The organism is Nostoc sp., assembly GCF_036917575.1.
Lineage (GTDB): Bacteria > Cyanobacteriota > Cyanobacteriia > Cyanobacteriales > Nostocaceae > Nostoc.
Map to the genome: position 1 here is coordinate 39,548 of NZ_JBALDC010000028.1, position 18,722 is coordinate 58,269.

The 18,722-nt window shown below is 41.2% G+C and carries 18 protein-coding genes; 6 read left to right on the forward strand and 12 right to left on the reverse strand.

The window, feature by feature from the left end; translation table 11 throughout:
* Window positions 1–418: 418 nt before the first annotated feature.
* Both V7K79_RS06805 and V7K79_RS06810 read right to left on the reverse strand, forming a co-directional pair.
* Window positions 419–1,012 carry a nuclear transport factor 2 family protein gene (locus tag V7K79_RS06805; protein ID WP_335045919.1) on the reverse strand — a complete coding sequence of 198 codons (594 nt, stop codon included), beginning with the start codon at window positions 1,010–1,012 and terminating at the stop codon, window positions 419–421.
* Between the two features lie 36 nt (window positions 1,013–1,048).
* Window positions 1,049–2,155 carry a precorrin-8X methylmutase gene (locus V7K79_RS06810; protein WP_335045920.1) on the reverse strand — a complete coding sequence of 369 codons (1,107 nt, stop codon included), beginning with the start codon at window positions 2,153–2,155 and terminating at the stop codon, window positions 1,049–1,051.
* Window positions 2,156–2,490: 335 nt separating this feature from the next.
* Between V7K79_RS06810 and V7K79_RS06815 the strand changes: the two genes are divergently transcribed.
* From V7K79_RS06815 to V7K79_RS06835, 5 genes are all read left to right on the forward strand, one after another.
* Complete coding sequence (locus tag V7K79_RS06815) at window positions 2,491–4,398, forward strand: heavy metal translocating P-type ATPase (RefSeq protein WP_335045922.1); 1,908 nt, start codon at window positions 2,491–2,493, stop codon at window positions 4,396–4,398.
* A gap of 221 nt (window positions 4,399–4,619) precedes the next feature.
* Window positions 4,620–5,480 carry a 16S rRNA (cytidine(1402)-2'-O)-methyltransferase gene (gene rsmI, locus V7K79_RS06820; protein ID WP_335045924.1) on the forward strand — a complete coding sequence of 287 codons (861 nt, stop codon included), beginning with the start codon at window positions 4,620–4,622 and terminating at the stop codon, window positions 5,478–5,480.
* A 434-nt stretch (window positions 5,481–5,914) separates the two neighbouring features.
* Complete coding sequence (locus V7K79_RS06825) at window positions 5,915–6,193, forward strand: GlsB/YeaQ/YmgE family stress response membrane protein (RefSeq protein ID WP_335045926.1); 279 nt, start codon at window positions 5,915–5,917, stop codon at window positions 6,191–6,193.
* Between the two features lie 59 nt (window positions 6,194–6,252).
* Entirely contained in the window at window positions 6,253–7,164 is a 912-nt protein-coding gene (locus tag V7K79_RS06830) for a hypothetical protein (protein WP_335045928.1), read from the forward strand.
* A 694-nt stretch (window positions 7,165–7,858) separates the two neighbouring features.
* Entirely contained in the window at window positions 7,859–11,476 is a 3,618-nt protein-coding gene (locus V7K79_RS06835; RefSeq protein WP_335045930.1) for a response regulator, read from the forward strand.
* Here V7K79_RS06835 and V7K79_RS06840 read toward each other — a convergent pair.
* Window positions 11,450–11,785 (reverse strand): hypothetical protein, encoded by a 336-nt coding sequence (locus tag V7K79_RS06840; RefSeq protein WP_335045932.1) that lies wholly within the window; start codon window positions 11,783–11,785, stop codon window positions 11,450–11,452. The two genes, V7K79_RS06835 and V7K79_RS06840, sit on opposite strands and share 27 nt — an antisense overlap.
* A gap of 504 nt (window positions 11,786–12,289) precedes the next feature.
* Window positions 12,290–13,306 carry a ribose-phosphate pyrophosphokinase gene (locus V7K79_RS06850; RefSeq protein ID WP_335045934.1) on the reverse strand — a complete coding sequence of 339 codons (1,017 nt, stop codon included), beginning with the start codon at window positions 13,304–13,306 and terminating at the stop codon, window positions 12,290–12,292.
* Window positions 13,307–14,527: 1,221 nt separating this feature from the next.
* On the opposite strand from V7K79_RS06850, the gene V7K79_RS06855 reads away from it, so the two are divergent.
* On the forward strand, window positions 14,528–14,824 hold the full coding sequence (locus tag V7K79_RS06855) for a hypothetical protein (RefSeq protein WP_335045936.1): 297 nt from the start codon (window positions 14,528–14,530) through the stop codon (window positions 14,822–14,824).
* Window positions 14,825–14,838: 14 nt separating this feature from the next.
* On the opposite strand, the gene V7K79_RS06860 is transcribed toward V7K79_RS06855, so the two are convergent.
* From V7K79_RS06860 to V7K79_RS06895, 8 genes are all read right to left on the reverse strand, one after another.
* On the reverse strand, window positions 14,839–15,948 hold the full coding sequence (locus V7K79_RS06860; protein ID WP_335045938.1) for a site-specific integrase: 1,110 nt from the start codon (window positions 15,946–15,948) through the stop codon (window positions 14,839–14,841).
* A 245-nt stretch (window positions 15,949–16,193) separates the two neighbouring features.
* On the reverse strand, window positions 16,194–16,736 hold the full coding sequence (locus tag V7K79_RS06865; RefSeq protein ID WP_335045940.1) for a hypothetical protein: 543 nt from the start codon (window positions 16,734–16,736) through the stop codon (window positions 16,194–16,196).
* Window positions 16,718–16,990 carry a hypothetical protein gene (locus V7K79_RS06870; protein WP_335045943.1) on the reverse strand — a complete coding sequence of 91 codons (273 nt, stop codon included), beginning with the start codon at window positions 16,988–16,990 and terminating at the stop codon, window positions 16,718–16,720. Before V7K79_RS06870 ends, V7K79_RS06865 begins: the two co-directional genes overlap by 19 nt.
* Complete coding sequence (locus V7K79_RS06875; protein WP_335045945.1) at window positions 16,990–17,502, reverse strand: hypothetical protein; 513 nt, start codon at window positions 17,500–17,502, stop codon at window positions 16,990–16,992. Before V7K79_RS06875 ends, V7K79_RS06870 begins: the two co-directional genes overlap by 1 nt.
* A gap of 9 nt (window positions 17,503–17,511) precedes the next feature.
* Window positions 17,512–17,763, reverse strand: coding sequence for a hypothetical protein (locus V7K79_RS06880; protein ID WP_335045947.1), 252 nt, complete (start codon window positions 17,761–17,763; stop codon window positions 17,512–17,514).
* Entirely contained in the window at window positions 17,750–18,220 is a 471-nt protein-coding gene (locus V7K79_RS06885; protein WP_335045949.1) for a hypothetical protein, read from the reverse strand. The genes V7K79_RS06880 and V7K79_RS06885 overlap by 14 nt, the downstream gene beginning before the upstream one ends.
* Window positions 18,220–18,420, reverse strand: a complete 201-nt coding sequence (locus tag V7K79_RS06890; protein ID WP_335045951.1) for a hypothetical protein — start codon at window positions 18,418–18,420, stop codon at window positions 18,220–18,222. The genes V7K79_RS06885 and V7K79_RS06890 overlap by 1 nt, the downstream gene beginning before the upstream one ends.
* Window positions 18,417–18,701, reverse strand: a complete 285-nt coding sequence (locus V7K79_RS06895; RefSeq protein ID WP_335045953.1) for a hypothetical protein — start codon at window positions 18,699–18,701, stop codon at window positions 18,417–18,419. The genes V7K79_RS06890 and V7K79_RS06895 overlap by 4 nt, the downstream gene beginning before the upstream one ends.
* Window positions 18,702–18,722: the final 21 nt, after the last annotated feature.

Here is an 18,722-nt window from a genome sequence, read left to right on the forward strand (position 1 = left end):
CTAAGTTAGATTGCAACTTATACCAAGCTTGGTAACTTATGGTCACAATTATGAATTATTGAATTACGAAAACTGGTAAAGTGTAGCAAATTCAATATTATTTAACAATATTCTGTTGCTGCCATCTTCCCTTGCCGAGTTACTGTGTGCAATCAATAAGTTTGCTGATCGCTGGGTCGTTCATTGGTGGCGATCGCAGTTAAAAATTTCGCTTTCTAGGCGATTCTGGAAGAGCTTTTTTTGCGATACATTGCAGTTTTGAGGGGCGATCGCGAAGCAAACTCAGGCCACCGAGGCTACAAAGCTGTAAAACGCCAGCTAGGTTCGGCGCTCTACAAGAAGGGATCGTCCCTGTGCTTTGCTTGTTACCGACGTTCAACAAACGTTTGCGAACGTGGCATTTGCTTTGCGAAGCCCTTCACTTCGCGTGATTGTGCCCCGAAAAAGCCGCAGACGGGCCTATATCTGAGTTGCTTTCGCCTTCCTTGATGTCCATGCGTTCGATCAGGCCGTTCGCGATGGTATAGACGTGCCACAACTCCGTATCTGACAGGACATCGCCTTTCAGATTTTTAACAAGTTGGTGAACCTTGACATCGGTTTTGCCCGCCTCACGCTCGATGACCTGAAGCACTTCCACGTAAGGATCGAACTCAGCCCACTGACGCGTCCAGTAAGCAGAGATATCTTGTTTCCCTACTACTCGACCGCCTTCCGAAGCCTTTGGCCAACTGACATTCTCACTCATCAGCGCCAGCGTGCCATCAATGTCTCGCCGATTAAACGCAGAGTAAACCTGAGCTACCAATGTTTGTGTATTCATGATTCTGCTTTGAGGATAAATTTGTGTGAAGTCGATCAAATCTGAGAGTGTGCTGTGCCGAGAATAAATGGTTTTAAGCTGATGCAAACTTTTTGGTTTACTGATATTATTTTCAGTAGTGCTAAGTGGTGAGTAAAAAATCCCAGTTCCTAGAACATTTTCATGCAAGGCTTTTGAAACTCGTTTCATTGAGACTGTCTTAAGTGAATACTCATTGTTCAGCACTTATTTAAGATAACAATGACAATCTGGCTTATCAATTAGTGACTCAACCAAAGCATTTAAGGCAGTTGCAGCTAAAGCGCCACCTCCCAAAGTCCCTTCGACTGTAATATAAGGTATCCCTTGTTGCATCAATTGTCGCTTGGCTGCGGGAGCATGGCTAAAGCCAATAGGCATTCCAATTACTAATGCAGGTTGAATTTTTTGGTGAGCGATCGCTTCACAAGCTTCCAGAAGTACTGAGGGAGCATAACCAACTAGCAGCACACATCCATTACTTACTTGCAGCAATTTTGTTCGCCATTCTTGATGTTGCCAAAAAGCGAGTTCCGCCTCAGTAGCAGTGGTAATATGGGGGTTATCAATCAAGGTTTGGGTGCAACATCCCAAGTGAAGCAATCGGGTTTGATCTAAAGCCGTAGCAACCGTTTGAGTATCGACAACAATTTGACAACTTGAAGATAAAGCTTCTCGACTAGCTGCGATCGCATCTCGACTCAATTTCACAAAGGATACTAAACTGACATCACCGCAAGCTAAAACCAACTGAGAAATTAAATGCTGTTCAATTTCCGAACGCCCAGACAAATCAGGTAGTAAGCGTTGTAGCGATTCGGTAAAAGCTTCTGAATGGTTATGAATTTCCGCATCCAAGCCACTCCAGAGATTTTCCAATCCTCCCAATCCGGCTTGGGTTTCAACATCGAGTAACTTTAGTTGCGCCAAAACTTCCGCCTGGATAATTTGACAATGGCGATCGCGCCCCAATAATCCTTCTAATGCAGATGCAGTTTGTCGCAGTTGGGAAATTTGTTGCATCACCGCGCGATATTGCTGTTGGAGTTGTCCCATTAGATTAACCGTTGTATCGGCTTCTGGTTCCACCTCCAAAATATTGCGGATATGGTTTAGCTGAAACCCTTGCTGCTTGAGTGCGACAATCCGTTGCAATCGGAGGACATCTTTATTGGTATAAAGACGGTAATTGCTGCGCGATCGCACTGGTTGAGGTAGCAGTCCCAATTGATGATAATGACGCACCATCCGCGGAGTTAAACCACCACCAACTGCATCGGTAAGTTCTTTAATAGTTAAGCAATCAGCATTCATGATTTATCTAACAACGGTAAAAGTCTTTGTAATTCTCCACAAATAGCCTGGAGAGATGGCGGTGCATTTTCATCTAAACTCCCTTGAGAACACTGGTTTGCTAATTGTTCAACACCAGGTTTACAAATTGCCTCATTTTTAGGAAATTTTGGATATTTTGATTTTTCTCCTTCTTCTTCAATAACTTCTCCTGTTCGTAAATAAGATAAAGATTTAACTTTGTGTACCTCTGCGCTTTCCTTTGCGCCCCTTTGCGTTTCAAAATCATTATAAACCTTGACATTAACATTAATGTCAAAGTTTAGCCTAAGAAAGTCCCTGTTAATTTACCTCTCATGCTCTACCCCCAACGTTTGGGCCAATTCACCAGAGAACACGCAGATACCGTAGCTGCACTTTTATGTGGATTCCTCTTATTTCTCGGATGGTTCGCCTTGCATCTCGGTTGGTTGGGATTAGCATTCTTGCTGCTACCTGCTGCTTATGTAATTGGTGGTTACAAAAGTGCGGGGGAAGGATTGACTAGTCTCTTCAAAGAAAAAGAACTCGATGTCGATTTGCTGATGATTGTGGCGGCGATTGGTGCTGCTAGCCTCGGCTTATGGCGAGGAGAATATCATCTAATTATTGATGGGGCAATTCTGATTCTGATCTTTGCCATCAGTGGCGCATTAGAAGGCTATGCAATGGAGCGAACTGAGCAGAGTATCCGCCGTTTGATGAGTTTGACACCAGATACAGCCAGGGTTTTGCTTCAGGGAAAGGAAAAGGAAATTCCGATCAGTCAGTTAAAAGTGGGCGATCAGATTGTCGTCAAACCTGGAGAGCTAATTCCTACTGATGGGATAATTTTATCTGGTTACAGCACCCTCAATCAAGCTGCAATTACAGGCGAGTCTTTACCCGTAGAGAAAACAGTCGGTGCAGAAGTATTTGCCGGCACACTCAACGCCTATGGTGCATTGCAAATTGAAGTACATAAACCAGCCCAAAGCAGTTTAATCCAGCGTGTTATTCGTTTAGTAGAACAAGCAAAGACTCAAGCATCTCCTTCCCAAGAGTTTATCGATCGCTTTGAGAAAGGATATGCCAAAGTCATTGTAGTAGCTGGGATATTACTGGCAACTTTACCGCCATTTTTTTGGGGTTGGAATTGGGAAACAACAATTTATCGCGCTCTTACTTTCCTGGTGGTGGCTTCTCCCTGTGCGCTGATGGCTGCAATTATGCCCACGCTGCTGTCGGGAATTACCAATGGTGCAAGACAGGGGATTCTGTTTAAAAATGGGGCACAGTTGGAGAAGATTGGCAAAGTCCGAGCGATCGCATTTGATAAAACTGGTACTCTCACAACAGGACTGTTGCAGGTATTTCAGATAGTTTCAGTTAGTGAATACACTAGTAATGATGTATTAATAGCTGCTGCTAGTGTAGAATCATCTTCCGAACATCCCATCGGTAAGGCAATTGTGCAGGCAGCTAGTGATTTAAATTGGGTTGGTGCAATCGAAGTGCAAGCCTTACCTGGACAAGGAATTGTTGGAATCTCCCAAGAACAACAAATAATTGTTGGGAATGCTGTTTTTGTACATCAGTATGTGACAAATTTACCTGAAGAATTGCAAGAAATAGTTCAATCTTGGGAGCAACAGGGTAAAACTGTGGTTTGGGTGGCAAGAAAAGCAGAGGTGATGGGTGTAATTGCGATCGCAGATGAAGTAAGAGTGTCAGCAGTCGCAACTATTACCCAGTTAAAGAAACTGGGAGTTGAACAAGTTGTCATGTTAACTGGGGATAATGAACAAACTGCTCGCAGTGTTGCCAAAGCAGTTGGAATTGATCGGGTATATGCTCAACTTCTACCAGAAGATAAGCTAGATATTATCCGTCGTCTACAGCAACAATATCAAACAGTTGCAATGGTCGGCGATGGAATCAATGATGCACCAGCCTTAGCGCAAGCATCTGTAGGTATAGCGATGGGAGTATCTGGTAGTGATGTGGCATTGGAAACCGCAGATATCGTACTGATGGCAGACAGGTTAGAAAAAATTGCTGTAGCGATGCATTTGGGCAGGCGAGCGCAACTTATAGTAAAACAAAATATAGTTGTAGCGTTGAGTTTCATTATATTGCTTTTAATCGGCAACTTTCTCGGAAATATTAACTTACCCATCGGCGTCATTGGCCATGAAGGTTCTACAGTCTTAGTTACCCTGAGTGGACTAAGATTATTGAAATAAGATAAAACGCAATACAGTTCAGAATGAGCAACAAAACCCAGATATAGAGGCGCGATAAATCGCGTCTTAAAAGACCATAAATACTCCAAAATTACTGAAATTGATAAATTATAAACTTTCGTCGGGTCAAAAAACAAAATTTAGGTATGGAATGTAATCAATACTCAATTTGCATTAAACATCAATTATTATTTTGAACTCTTAACTCTTAACTCTTGCTCATGCAAACCGATCCAAAACCAGGAACACTTTACGTTGTCGGTACACCAATTGGCAACCTGGAAGATATCACCTTTCGGGCGGTACGAATTTTACAAACTGTGGATATCATTGCTGCGGAAGACACGCGTCATACGGGGAAACTGCTACAGCATTTTCAAGTTAAAACACTCCAGATGAGTTACCACGAACACAATCGTACCAGCCGTATTCCAGAATTATTAGAGCATTTAGTTAATAATAAAGCGATCGCTCTGGTGAGCGATGCTGGGATGCCAGGTATTTCCGATCCTGGATATGAATTGGTGAAAGCCTGTATTCAGGCGGGAATTTCAGTAGTTCCGATTCCTGGCGCTAGTGCAGCAATTACTGCTTTGAGTGCAGCTGGACTACCAACAGATCGATTTGTCTTTGAAGGCTTTCTCCCAGCTAAAACTCAACACAGACAAGAACATTTAGAATCTTTGCAAACAGAATCTCGCACATTGATTTTCTACGAATCGCCACACCGTTTGCGAGATACTTTGCAAGACTTAGCTCTTGTTTGGGGAAGCGATCGCCAAATTGTGCTAGGACGAGAGTTAACTAAATTGTATGAAGAATTTTGGCGGGGGACAATTGCCGAAGCGATCGCTTACTATACTCAACGAGAACCGCAAGGTGAATATACATTAGTAGTAGCAGGAATTCCAGCCAGTCAGCCCCAACTGACAGAAGAAGAATTGAAAGCCGAATTAAAACAGTTAATTAGTCAAGGAATATCGCGATCGCAAGCTAGCCGTCAGTTAGCAAAATTTACTTCTCTTCCTCGTCGCCAACTCTATCAACTAGCTCTTTCTATAGTTTTCAGTCCTGAGCCTTGAACGGCTAATATCGCTTTTTTAAAATCAAAAATTTAGATGTGAAATGTGCAAGTTTATTTTTATATGGTATTTGGACTTATACCATTTCTTTGTGAGGCTGCCCTAAATTCTTTTGACTTCTTATTTCAAGGAAAGAGGTTTTTACAGGGTTTTTATATCACTACTGTGTCTTTTGGCTTGTATTAGGATGCTCCCCAGTTAGCTTCTTTATCTACATTTTTTTTAATATTTAGATAGAAGTGCTATATAAATACTTCAATGTACAGAATGTTACTAACTTGTATATTCATCCTCAAAAACACCTAACAATATTCAAATGATATCTAAAGATTTTTGATATTAGTTCTCTAGATAGATCAAAAATTTTGCAAGCAAACTTTAATATGAAATAGTCAAATACAAACAAAGCAAATTTTTAGTGAAGGAGAAATTGTATGACTAACATTATTGCTTGGTTGGTTTTGGGTTTAATCGCAGGTGCGCTAGCTAAATTATTTTATCCTGGAACCCAAGGTGGTGGTATTATCTCTACCATTGTATTAGGAATCCTTGGAGCCGTATTCGGTGGTTATTTGGGTCAAGTATTGTTAGGGAGTGGTTCGGCAGCAGCTGCATCTGCTGGAGCTTTATCTCTAGGAAGTATTTTATTTGCTGTTATTGGTGCAATGATACTAATTTTCATTTGGGGTTTACTGACTCGTCGAGCTGTGTAATCACCTCAAATTGAGGTAACAATATTGGGAATCACTTCTAGCTGCAATAAACTGATAAAATGACATTAGAAAAAGAGCGAAAAACTATAGGAGTTTTCGCTGGGTATTCCGATACACAATTGGTACTTCAGGAACTAAAAGCTTCTAATTTTCCAATGGATAAAGTTTCTGTTATTGCACGGAAGACAGAAGAAAAAAGTAATATTGCTGGTGTTGAAATTACAGAAAACACTGGCAATACATCCTTAGAAAATCCTACTGGAGCCGTTGGTAGTGATACCTTAAAGGGTCTTACTGAATTATCAATCAGTCTAGCCCTTTTAGTAATTCCTGGTATAGGCCCAGTTATCTTAGCCGGAGCGGAAGTAACTGCGATCGCTACCAGTTTAGCAAGTGGGTTGCCCACTCTGTTCCTAAGTTTAGGAATTTCTGAAAAGCAAGCACAAGGTTATAGCGATCTTGTCTGTAAAGGTTACTATTTGGTGATAGTAACCGGTATAGACATAGAAATTCGTTTTGCTAAGAGGATTTTTAATCGTCGTGATATTCAACAATGGGGGGTTTATGAGCCATATTTAACCCCAAATAATCGTTATAGACACGCAGTTGGTGTTTTTTATCGGCGTCAAGACGCAGAAGGAGCGCTTACCGAACTAAGAACCGCTGGCTTCCCAATGAGTCAAGTATCAATAATTGTTAAAAACACAAGCAATCTAAGTGATATTTTAGAGGCAAATATCAACAGTTCTGAAGATAAATATACTACTTTAGGAATTTCTGATGAGCTAGCTAGATATTACGAGCATCATCTGACTCTTGGTCATTACTTATTAGTATTAAAAGGTACTGATATTTATGTAGCAGGTGCGAGAGCTATTTTAGAGAGTAACAAGATTCAACATTTTAGTATTTATAGCCAATCTGAACTTGATACAGCTAGAAGCGATCGCCAGGTTATTACCAACTTTTAGTTAATATCAATAGCTTTTACAACGCACCATAATTGTGCATATTCTTAATAATTTCTAGTCTAAGTGATAGTTTTGTCTTATAAATATATACTTATATTGATATAGATTATTTTTTAAAACCTTAAATTTCCTGTGAAATTATACAACTTGTGAGCACTAAAGTTAAGGTTGCCGTGTAGATCGATCTACAATGGCATACATATCATATACTACAGCAAAAGCGACTATATTTGGTGTTTATATAAATCGTATTTTTATGAATTTAATTTCTAATACCCGGCTGTTTAATTTTACTATCAGCTTTATTCTTAATGCTAAAGTTATTTAACTATTGCAATAGAACTTTAAGAACTACCATTTTTTGTAAAATATCGTACTAAGCTGATAATTTAAGTACAAGTATTTAATTATCTACCGCCAGATTAAATTAAAAAATCAGGTGGTTACTTATTGGAAAAAAAGCCTTGCTAAAAATAATTTATTATGAATAAAATTGTCAAAAGGTTAGATAGATATATTAAAATAGCCTTACATTTGTAGAAAAGGAGCATACAAATGATAATTGGCGTGCAAAAAACTAGATATATCCTACATAAACTGGATTAAATATAATATGCCCCATTTATTTTGGATAGCCAAAATATAATCAAAATAGTCTTAAAAACAGAAATAACTTGAATACCTACCTGGAATAATGTTGAATCGTTTGAAGATTGGAATCAAGATTGGAGCAAGTTTTGCCCTGAGTTTGGCAACTCTGGCCACCATTGGTCTAATCTCCTATCAAAGCACCAATCAGCTAATTGAAACTTCGCGCCAAGAACGCCATACTTATCAGGTGTTAAGTCAGCTTGAAGACCTTAAATTGCAATTGACAAATGCTGAAACTGGGCAACGTGGTTACGTTCTGACTGGAGAACAGCGCTATTTAGAACCATATAATGCAGCCATTCAAGTACTGGATCAAAAATTTAAGGATCTTCAGAATTTAACAGCAGATAATCCCAAGCAGCAACAGCAGCTGGATATTTTACAGCCATTAATCACGCAGAAGCTGGACGAACTTAAAGAAACTATCGATTTGCGCCAGAACCAAGGTTTTGAAGCTTCTGTGAAAGTCGTTATGACAGACCGGGGCAAGCAGTTAATGAGTGAAATCCGCAAAGTTATCCAGACGATGGAACATGAGGAGAATACACTGCTGAAACAGCGCTCTCAAAAGGCACAAACCGCTGCTCAACAAACACTGACCAGTATTATTTATAGTATTCCCTTATTCTCATTGCTCTTAGCTTTGATCGGATTCGCTTTAACCAGACATATCTCAGCACCACTGAAGCGAGTTTCTGATTTGGCTCAAAAATTGGCGGATGGAAATTTATTAGTCAGTTTACCAGATAGCGATCGCCAAGATGAAATTGGTGTGTTGACCCGCACCTTCAACCAGATGATCGTTAATCTGCGAAATACAACTCAAAAAAATGAGGAGCAAAACTGGCTCAAATCTAACTTAGCTGAATTTACCCAGATGCTCCAAGGGCAGCGAAATCTGGAAAGCGTGTCTCGAACGATTTTGTCAAATTTAGCACCACTGGTTGGAGCATCACAGGGCGTTTTTTATGTGATGGAATCTATAGACGACCAGCCTGTACTGAACTTATTGAGTAGTTATGCTTACAAAGAGCGGAAAAACCTGGCAAATCAGTTTCGCTTGGGCGAGGGATTAGTGGGACAATCTGCTCTAGAAAAACAAAGAATCCTCCTCACGGAAGTTCCCAGCGACTATATCCGCATCACTTCCGGCTTAGGAGAAGCACCACCGCGAAATATTATTGTCTTACCCATATTATTTGAAGCACAGGTAAATGCTGTAATTGAACTTGCCTCTTTTGGGCCTTTTAACCCGTTGCACCTAACATTTTTAGAGCAACTGAGTGAAAATCTGGGTGTATTTTTAAATAACATCGCTTCACAATTACAAACTCAGCAACTACTCGAAGAGTCTGTTACTTTAACAGAGGAACTGCAAACCCAGCAAGAAGAACTACAGCAAAGCAATCAACGTCTAGAAGAACAGACGCAAGATTTAGAGGAATCACAATTTCTTGTCAAGCAATCTAACGAGGAATTACAACAATTAAATGAAGAGCTAGAAGAAAAGGCAGAATTGTTAGAAGCTCAAAATCGGAAAGTTGCCCGCAAGAACCAGGAAGTTGAGCGGGCGAGGCAGTCTTTTGAAGAAAAAGCTGAACAACTGACGTTGTCTTCCAAATATAAATCAGAATTTCTGGCGAACATGTCCCACGAACTGCGGACACCGTTAAATAGCCTATTAATTTTAGCAAGGCTGCTAGCAGATAACTCTCTTAACAACTTGACTGAGAAACAGGTAGAGTACAGCCGGACTATTTACTCAGCTGGGACTGATTTGCTGGAATTGATCAATGACATTCTAGATTTGGCAAAAATTGAGTCGGGTACTATGTCGCTCGATATTGAGCAAATTGCTCTTGCAGATTTGGAGACATCTCTAGAACAGACTTTCCGGCAAGTTGCGCACAAGAAAAAACTCAGTTTTACTATTGAACGGGATAAGAAGTTACCATCAACAATTTATAATGACTCCAAACGCCTGCAACAAGTGCTAAAAAATCTTCTATCTAATGCCTTTAAATTTACAGAACAGGGAGGCGTGAAGTTGCAAATATCTCAAGTTGATAATTCCACGATCGCTTTTGCCGTCAGCGACACTGGCATAGGCATTCTAGCCGAAAAGCAGAAGATTATTTTCGAGGCATTTCAGCAAGCAGATGGCACTACCAGCCGCAAGTATGGCGGAACTGGCTTAGGCTTATCTATCAGTCGTGAATTAGCTCAACTGTTGGGAGGGAGAATTGAACTACTGAGCAAAGCAGAACAGGGAAGCACCTTCACCCTTTACTTGCCCAGCCGACAGGAAAAGAATGGTCAAAATATCACTCCACCCCTTGAAACCACCTCTATCCGCACAGCATCGATCATAAAAGAAGTGCCAATGATGGAGAACAGACCTAGAACTGTGGACATCTCTCCATCAATGAAAGTGGTTCCTAGCTTACCCAACGATATTCCAGATGACCGGGAAATAATTCAACCAGGCGATCGCATTTTGCTAATTATCGAAGATGACGATAAATTCGCCCGCATCTTACTAGATATGGCACGTCAGCAGGGCTTTAAAACTATCGTTGCTTTACAAAGCAAACAAGGATTAGCACTAGCAGAACAGTTTAAACCTAATGCGATTATGCTAGATATCCACATGCCAGAGATGGATGGTTGGACGGTGCTGGATCGTCTGAAGCATAAACCAGATACCAGACATATACCAGTACACATACTTTCTGTTGATGAAAGACAACAACGGGGATTAAACTTAGGAGCGATTACCTATTTACAAAAACCTGTGTCTCCAGAAGCGCTAACTCAGGTATTGACTGAGATTAAAGGCTTTATTGAGCGTCAGGTAAAAAATCTCCTAATTGTAGAAGATGACCCTGTACAAGCCCAAAGTATTATCGAACTGATTGGTAACAGTGATGTCCATAGTACAGCAGTCGGCACGGGGGCAGAAGCCCTCTCGATTTTGCGATCGCATCACTTTGATTGTATGGTACTGGATCTCGGTCTGCCCGATATGAGCGGGTTTGCCTTAATTGAGCAGATAAAACTTGAACCCAAACTTGTGAAACTGCCGATAATTGTTTACACAGGTAAAGAACTCAGCCGACAACAAGAAACCCAGCTGCGGGGACTTGCAGAGACAATTATTATTAAAAACGTGCGATCGCCAGAGCGGTTGTTAGACGAAACTGCCCTCTTTTTGCATCGGGTGCAAGCAAATTTGCCCAAACCAAAGCGGCAAATGCTAGAGCAATTACATCAAACTGACCCGGTGCTGGCTAATCGGAAAATTTTGATTGTAGATGATGACCTCAGAAATATTTTTGCCCTAACCAGCTTTTTAGAAAGCTATCAAATGCAAGTGTTGTTTGCCGAAAACGGCAGAGATGGCATAGAGACACTGCAAGCTAATCCTGAAATTAATATAGTTTTGATGGATATCATGATGCCGGAAATGGATGGTTACGAAACCACCCGCGCCATTCGCCAGCAACAACAGTTTCGCTCACTACCAATCATTGCTTTAACTGCCAAAGCCATGCCAGGTGACAAGGAAAAGTGCATCGAAGCTGGGGCTTCTGACTACATCACCAAACCTGTAGATACTGAGCAACTGCTTTCACTACTCCGGGTTTGGCTGTATCGCTAAGGAGTCATCTTTTTTATTAGCTTTTTCCAAGAGGGCTTTTCCATACTCATCACATTCTAAAGAATCCTCAAAAACAGGAACTCCCATTTTTTCAAGATACCTTATGTATATTCCATTAAGTTGATCGTCTTCAATTAAAAATGTAATAATTTTATTGTCATACGATAAACAATGTATTATCCCATTGTTTAATTTAGGTGTACCCCAAATATAATAATTTTCTATTAAACCAAACTGTGTAAAATAGTTCTGAATAAGCTCATCAGTGATCCCAGGTCTAGTCTTAATTTTAACTTTTTTAGCTTTCATATTTTTAACTTCCGATGAGAAGCAGGAAAGCCTTATAGAGACAAAGGAAGAAAGAGTTTTCTGTAACCCAGCTTGCCACCAGCCACTACCCGATCATCAATTCCTCAGTATTCGGCAGTTGCGCTACTTAACCTGACACCCTTGCATAAGTAGATTAGCTTTCGTCTTCATCATTTTCCTGATTCGTGCAACAAAGCCTCAGCTTTTCTCAGATGCGGCATTGCCTGATAGCGACGCTCAAATTCGCAGCGAGATAAGCGATCGCCATTTTCCAATGGTAAAACTGAAATGACTTTTTTAGGAGTTGTAGCTATCCCTTTGTCCTTATTTACCGAAATTTTTCAAACTGAATCAAAGTATTCTAATTTGGCACTGCTGCATCCATTTTACTCCACACATGAAAAAGCTCCTTTGGAGTGAAGGAGCGTAATAATTACAAGCCCACACTGACCCCTCAAACGGTTACAGTGTGGGTAATTTATGCCTATAACTCTAATGCCAATCTTAGCGAAACATACTACTAACTGAAGTATCTTCATGAATTCGCCAGATAGTTTCTCCCAACAGATTAGCTACTGACAACACTACAAGTTGTGGAAAACGATTGTTTTCTGGTATGGGAATGGTATTGGTGACAATGACTTCCTCAAATAAGCCACTAGACAACCGCTCCATCGCTGGTGGAGAGAACACCGCATGAGTTGCACAGGCATATACCTGACGTGCTCCTTCTTCACGCAGTAATCGCGCTCCTTCTGCGATCGTTCCTCCAGTGTCAATCATGTCATCCACTAATACTGCTGTTTTGCCTTTAACATCGCCAATGATATTTAACACTTCAGCAACATTATGTGCCTGACGACGTTTGTCAATAATCGCCAGTGGAGCATCATCCAGTTTTTTCGCAAATGCCCTAGCTCGTGCTACACCACCAACATCGGGAGAAACAACTACCAGATCGGGCAGTTGTTTGCTAGCTAGATAATCTAGCAATACTGGTGAACCGTAAACATGGTCAAACGGTATATCGAAATAGCCTTGAATCTGAGCTGAGTGTAAATCCATTGCTAGTACGCGATTGGCACCTGCTTCGGTGATCAAGTTAGCAACTAGCTTGGCGGTTATTGACTCTCGTCCTGCCGTTTTGCGATCGGCACGGGCATAGCCATAGTAGGGAATTACTGCCGTCACCTGTCGCGCAGAAGCTCGACGACAAGCATCAACCATAATCAATAATTCCATCAAATTATCGTTTACAGGTTGACAACATGGCTGGATTAAATAAACATCACAACCCCGAATGGATTCTTGGATTTGAACGTAAAGTTCTCCATCCGCAAATCTTTTGCGAATCATTGGCCCCAAGTCCATGCCCAGATAACGAGCAACTTCTTGAGACAATTGTACATTGGCAGAGCCAGAAAACAGCCGCAGGCGATGATTATCGTTCAGTCCTGTTGCAGATGGTTGCACTTTGAAAGTTGCAGAACTGAGCACAGCAGATCCTCTATGTGCGTTCATAGCAATATTATCATTAGAGATTTAATAGATTTAACCAAGAAATAGTCTAAAAAAACATCTGTAAGTTTTGTTGAAGCTTTCATACAAAATTTCAGCATTTTTGCATAAAATTAATTATTCGCTAATTATCTAGTCTTCCTAACAAACCAGCTATTGATAGCTTAACTGACATCAAGTCCATGCAGTGGGTCTATAGTTAAATTTTTTGGTTGAGGTAAATAACCTTAATCGCTTAAACATTATTGGTATGGTAGGTTCTTCTAAGTTACCTCGTTGATAAGTTGACAGTATGAGATTGACAACTTTAGTAATATTAAAGAGTTTGTGCTCACACAGTATAACACCTCTTTCTAAGTAGTTTAATAGTAGCTGATTACTCTATAAGCTACGTATTGACAAAAACGACAATCAGACCAGGCTAACGCGATGTGCGACTTGTTTTATTATTGGGGGATGGACAAGATGTCCATCCTTTCTGGGCAGGCAAGATGCCTACCCCACAATAGAATCAAGGTTTAACAAAATTAAGTTGCACACAGCGTAAGTCTAGAAAAGACTAGCAGTGGACAAAATTAATCCACATACAAGCACGTTTTTAGATAAAATTTGAATAAATATTAAATAAAGATATTTTTTTGATACTAAAACATTACTCAATAAAAATAATTTTATCTAAATAAATATGTTTTAAGTATTTTTACTTAATTTTTTAATTAAATCTAGAAAAGTTGTTCAATATCAATAACATTGTAGATGTTGAACCTAAACCTGAGCATACTGTCAAGCGTAAGCTACCAATTGCTGCTGAATTAGTTAATATACGGATTAAATCGGAGATAAAATTAATACTATTGAGTGTGCTCTAATCTTTGAGTGGTTGCGATCGCTCTAGTTGGGTGTAGCGATAACTGCATACGCCCTGCGACTCAAACAAATGATAATTTTGGATGTTGAGGCGATCGCTGCTCAAATAAATTTGGTAAACAGCCTAATGGCAGAATTTTTAGAACTTTGCAGATGAAAAGTTGTAGACTTCCACAAAGTATCCGTACACTAGCTAAAATAAAAATTGACAAAATCAGATTTGTAATAATAAAGCAATTATTCTTAATTTAGATAACACTATTCAGGGTAACTGAAAGTTTTATGAGGACTCTAGACAATTAAAGAATGGGGAATAAATATTAGAGATTGGGCAGTCACCGCCTGCCAATTCTATACATGAGGATTCACTCTAGCAATTCTCTGCCCACTGAACATTCTAGGGTGTCCGGTGGGCAGTGGGCGTTTTTATTCAAATTAGTCAAAGCTTTAGCAGTGATTACCCTTGATAGACAACGTTTTTGGAGGATAACACTTGCTCAATTTAGTCAAGAATTAGTCAAAGGAAAATCGTGGAGGCTGGAAGTGATGGGTGACGAGGGATTTGAACCCGCAACCAATAGATTAAGAGTCACCGTCTCACTGCAATCGCAACGCAAAAATCCAGCAACTAACTGCTGGCTAACTCAGAAGTAGAAATTATAAATTCATCATTCTGGTGGCATGGGGCGATCGCTTTTATTCATCGCCAAGTCGAAAGCTCTTTGGTGATGCTCGGCGTTGATCCAAGCGTGATAGAGATTACTGTGAACAGATAGACCGTGACCCATCTGCTGCGCTGCAAGCGTTATATCAATTTCATACTCTAGGGTGCGAATGGCCCAAGCATGGCGAAGATCGTAAACTTTAAACGGTAAGGCATCATTTCGTCTAAACCTTTGAGTAACAGTTCTGCCAATTTCAGAATTACTTCGGTTTAAGTTGATATCAGGGATTTTGACATTTGCCAGCCCGAAAGAGTCAAACCACTCTGGATGGAAAGGCCAGATTTTTCTGTAACCAGTTTTTCCAGCGAGGACAGTAATAATTTTGTTACCTGCTCGTAGTTGCTCTAAATCCAGGAAGAATACTTCATGATTTCTCAATCCGTAAGTGGCAAGCATCCCAAATATCCACTGCCACTTGACATCGGCTAAATCAGAACGGGATTCAAGAATTAACTTATCTGTTGGCAGGCTACGGATCTGCCTGCTTCTATAGCCATAGCTTCCTGAATAAGAATTAGGATTGAAGTCAAGGTCAGCAAATTTAGCCAACAATCGCAATGTCAGGCAAAATCGTTTCCGAGTTCTAGTGTCTGGCGTAGTTGTTAAAATGGTTTGTTTTAATATTTCAGCATTAAGAATTTCGTGTTGAGGTAGTGTTTTAAAAACTGTTTGATATTCAACCTTCCATGTACTTTCTGTTTTGAAGTTGCGTTGTCTTCTCTCGAAATAATCTTTCTCGAATTCTTGAATCCATTCACTAACGGTTTTCACTTTATTATTCTGTAATTCTGGCTTGAAGTAATCATTCCAATCAAAGGTTTTAGTATCGAGTCTGAGTCTGAGAAGTTTGGCTTCTTTCTCGGCAAGCTTTATCCCGTCAAGATTAGCGACAGTAATATTTATTTTTTGTTGATACCAACCGTTTTTTAATGTCAAAGGCTTTGGGGGAAGCGTTGCACGCAAATAAAGCCTCACACCAATTTGTTCAATTTTGATGCCGTAATTACGGAGTCTTCCGTTAGCCTCCTTAAGAGCGTGTTCAATATTTTTCATTAAATTTCCATTAAAAATCTATCCCAAAGCAAAACAGGCAAAACCTACTTTTGCTTGGGAAAAATTACCTATCAAAACTTTGCTACTTGATGGCTGATACGGCAGCCATCAAATCATCTATTTCCTGAACCTCATGTAGCAGTTACGTGATATTTTTGACTTGTTCACGTTTGAAGTGTTTAAATCAGCGATGCCTGCGGCGGGCTGCGCCTACGCATTTCAGTCAGAGTGCGATCGCTTTTAAATTAGTCCCACTCCTCCTCCCTACCTTGCTGTAATATCTGCTGCAATCGCCGCTTGCCGTCCTCCCAGCGACGGCCGCCCATTTTCAAAACTTGCTCAATCACGTAAGTCTCTCCTCTGACTTCCACCAGTGACTTCATAGCTAAATAGAAAGCTTTATCCACGGAAGTGGAAGCGGAAGTTTCACCACTACGATCTGCGCTCGGCTCCTTATATAAGTGTTCCAGACTAGTGGTTAGCTCCTCCTTGACTTCCGACGGGTAAGTTGGTGCAGCGCCATAAATTTCATTGAGTGCTTGCTCTTGCTGTTGGGTGTGAAGCCCAATTTCTACTTGTTCAAGTTCAAGGTTCATAGCTGTTAGTGCTGCACGCCGCGCATCTTGTCGAATGAGTTGGCGCGATTCAGTCACTAGTTGCACTGATGCAACAAGCGCCAAACTGTAGCTAATTCCCTTTGCGATCGCAGGAACCGGAGAAAGTGCAGTTAGCCAAAAAGCTGTCGCACCAGCTAGCAAACAGTTGGCTTTTAACCACCTATCAGCCATGACAGCATTCCTCCCAAAACAATCGAAACTGCGATCGCAATCAGCAAGGCATAATAATCTGGTTCGGCTAGTTTGAGAAACGGACGAATCGCATCATCTGTGATCAGTGCAACGGCTAACCCGACGAAAGACATAATATAGATAACCCACATCACACGAAACAAAGCAGGATGCAGCGCCCCTAGCCAAGCTACAAAGCTAGAGGCGATACATCCCAGAAGGAACCAAGCCCCCAGGTGTACCGCCTTTGCCATTAGTATTTTTCCTTGATTTTGGCTTTCAATTCATCAATGCGCTGCTGTGCTTTGTCCTCAGCACGGTCTAGACCAAAGCCTAACTTTGCGTACTCAGGGCGCAGCGCGTGTAAATGTCTTGCAGTGTTCGCATCAGAGCGTTTCTTGGTAAGTTCGTTGCTGGATACGCCCTTAATATAGTTACGATGAGCAGTGTGTACCTGTGCATCAGATTCTTCCAGTTTCTTGAGAGATTTGTAAGCGCGTTTTGCCTGACGCGCTTCTTCTCGCTTTTGAGTTGCAACAGTTTTAAGTGCATCAGCCTCAGCTTTGTTGAAATACCGTGGTGTATGATTTACTGGTGCTGTCCTGACTGTCTCCCAAGTACCCGCATTTATTGGGTTTACCACACTTGGATCTGTTGGTGACAGTACTCGATTTTTATCTATGCCGTGACCGCCCGTGGACAGCGAGGACTCATTACTATTGCTGCTGGATTTTGCAGCGCTGGTAATTCGTGCAAGGATTCCCATTGATTGCTCCTATCTACAAACTTGGTTTTTAACTTTCTCTAACTGCTGGCTTTGCGCTTTCATTTGCCGTAGTTGCACTTGATCCGCACTTTGGTAAGTTGATATTGCACCTATGCTCAAACCGGCAATCAGTGCAGCTGCAACAATCACCAAGAAGAAGGCGATGTTATTGCCTGCTGGTGTGGTTTCTGGTATTTCTGGGTAGAACTCCCCAGTGAATGGTACAACTTTACTAGTGCGCTGCTGTTTAGTCTGTTTCATCTCCCCCCTCTAGCAACATCGGCTGATAAGTGGGTAAGAGTAGATGCTCGGTTCCCGCGTTAATTGCGGCGCGGAATGACAACTCCACTGTTTGGCGTTGTTCAGGTGTCGGGTTAACCCGCATCTGTTTAATTCGCTGCAACGTTCGCCCCGGCAACTGTCGGTAGTATTCGTTAGCAAGGCGCTGTGAATCTTCCTCTAGCAGCGACTCAAGTAAATCGGGTGCGTCGGATTCTGCATCAAAATTTGCATCGTCATTCGTTGCATTTTTCGTTGCACGCCGACTCTGCAACAGTTCAATTCCCGCTTCTGTCCAGAGTTTGATACCGTGTTCGTCGCTGACAACGTGAACATTGAACTGGAAAACTTCAGGATGTCGGCGCAACCAACTGCGAATTGTGCTTTCTGGGATGCCTGTTAACTTGGACGCATCAGGATTGGTGTACAGGTTACTCATTAGTCTTCCCTTTGGGGTCGAACTTTTATAATGATTTTTTCCTGAGTCTCTTTGGTGTACGTCCTCTCTATATATTGCTGGGTTTTCCGTAAATCATCTGGATCGGGTTGCTGACTTCCATCTTCTACTGGGTTCACCCACCACTCAGTCCACTCTGACTCTGGGTCTTCACTTGAAAAAGATATTCTTGTCCTTGTCATAACGATTGTCCCCAGCGCACTTGAGAAATTATTGCTTCCATGATTCCTGCTTGATCTGAGAGTGAAAGCTGATTTGTCATCTCTCTTGCAGCAGCATAAATTTCGCCGCGTACACCTCCATCAAGCTGGTTCCCCAGGTTTGATGCCAGGATCATCAATATGGATAGCTTTTCTCGATTGGTCATTTTCTCAAACGTACTGCCATACTCCTCTTCCAGCTTTGCTAAAAGAGAATTGTCGTCGGGGGTATGAGATGTGTAGTAGCCTAATGGCTTAGACATTGGTAAAATCTCCTTACGTAA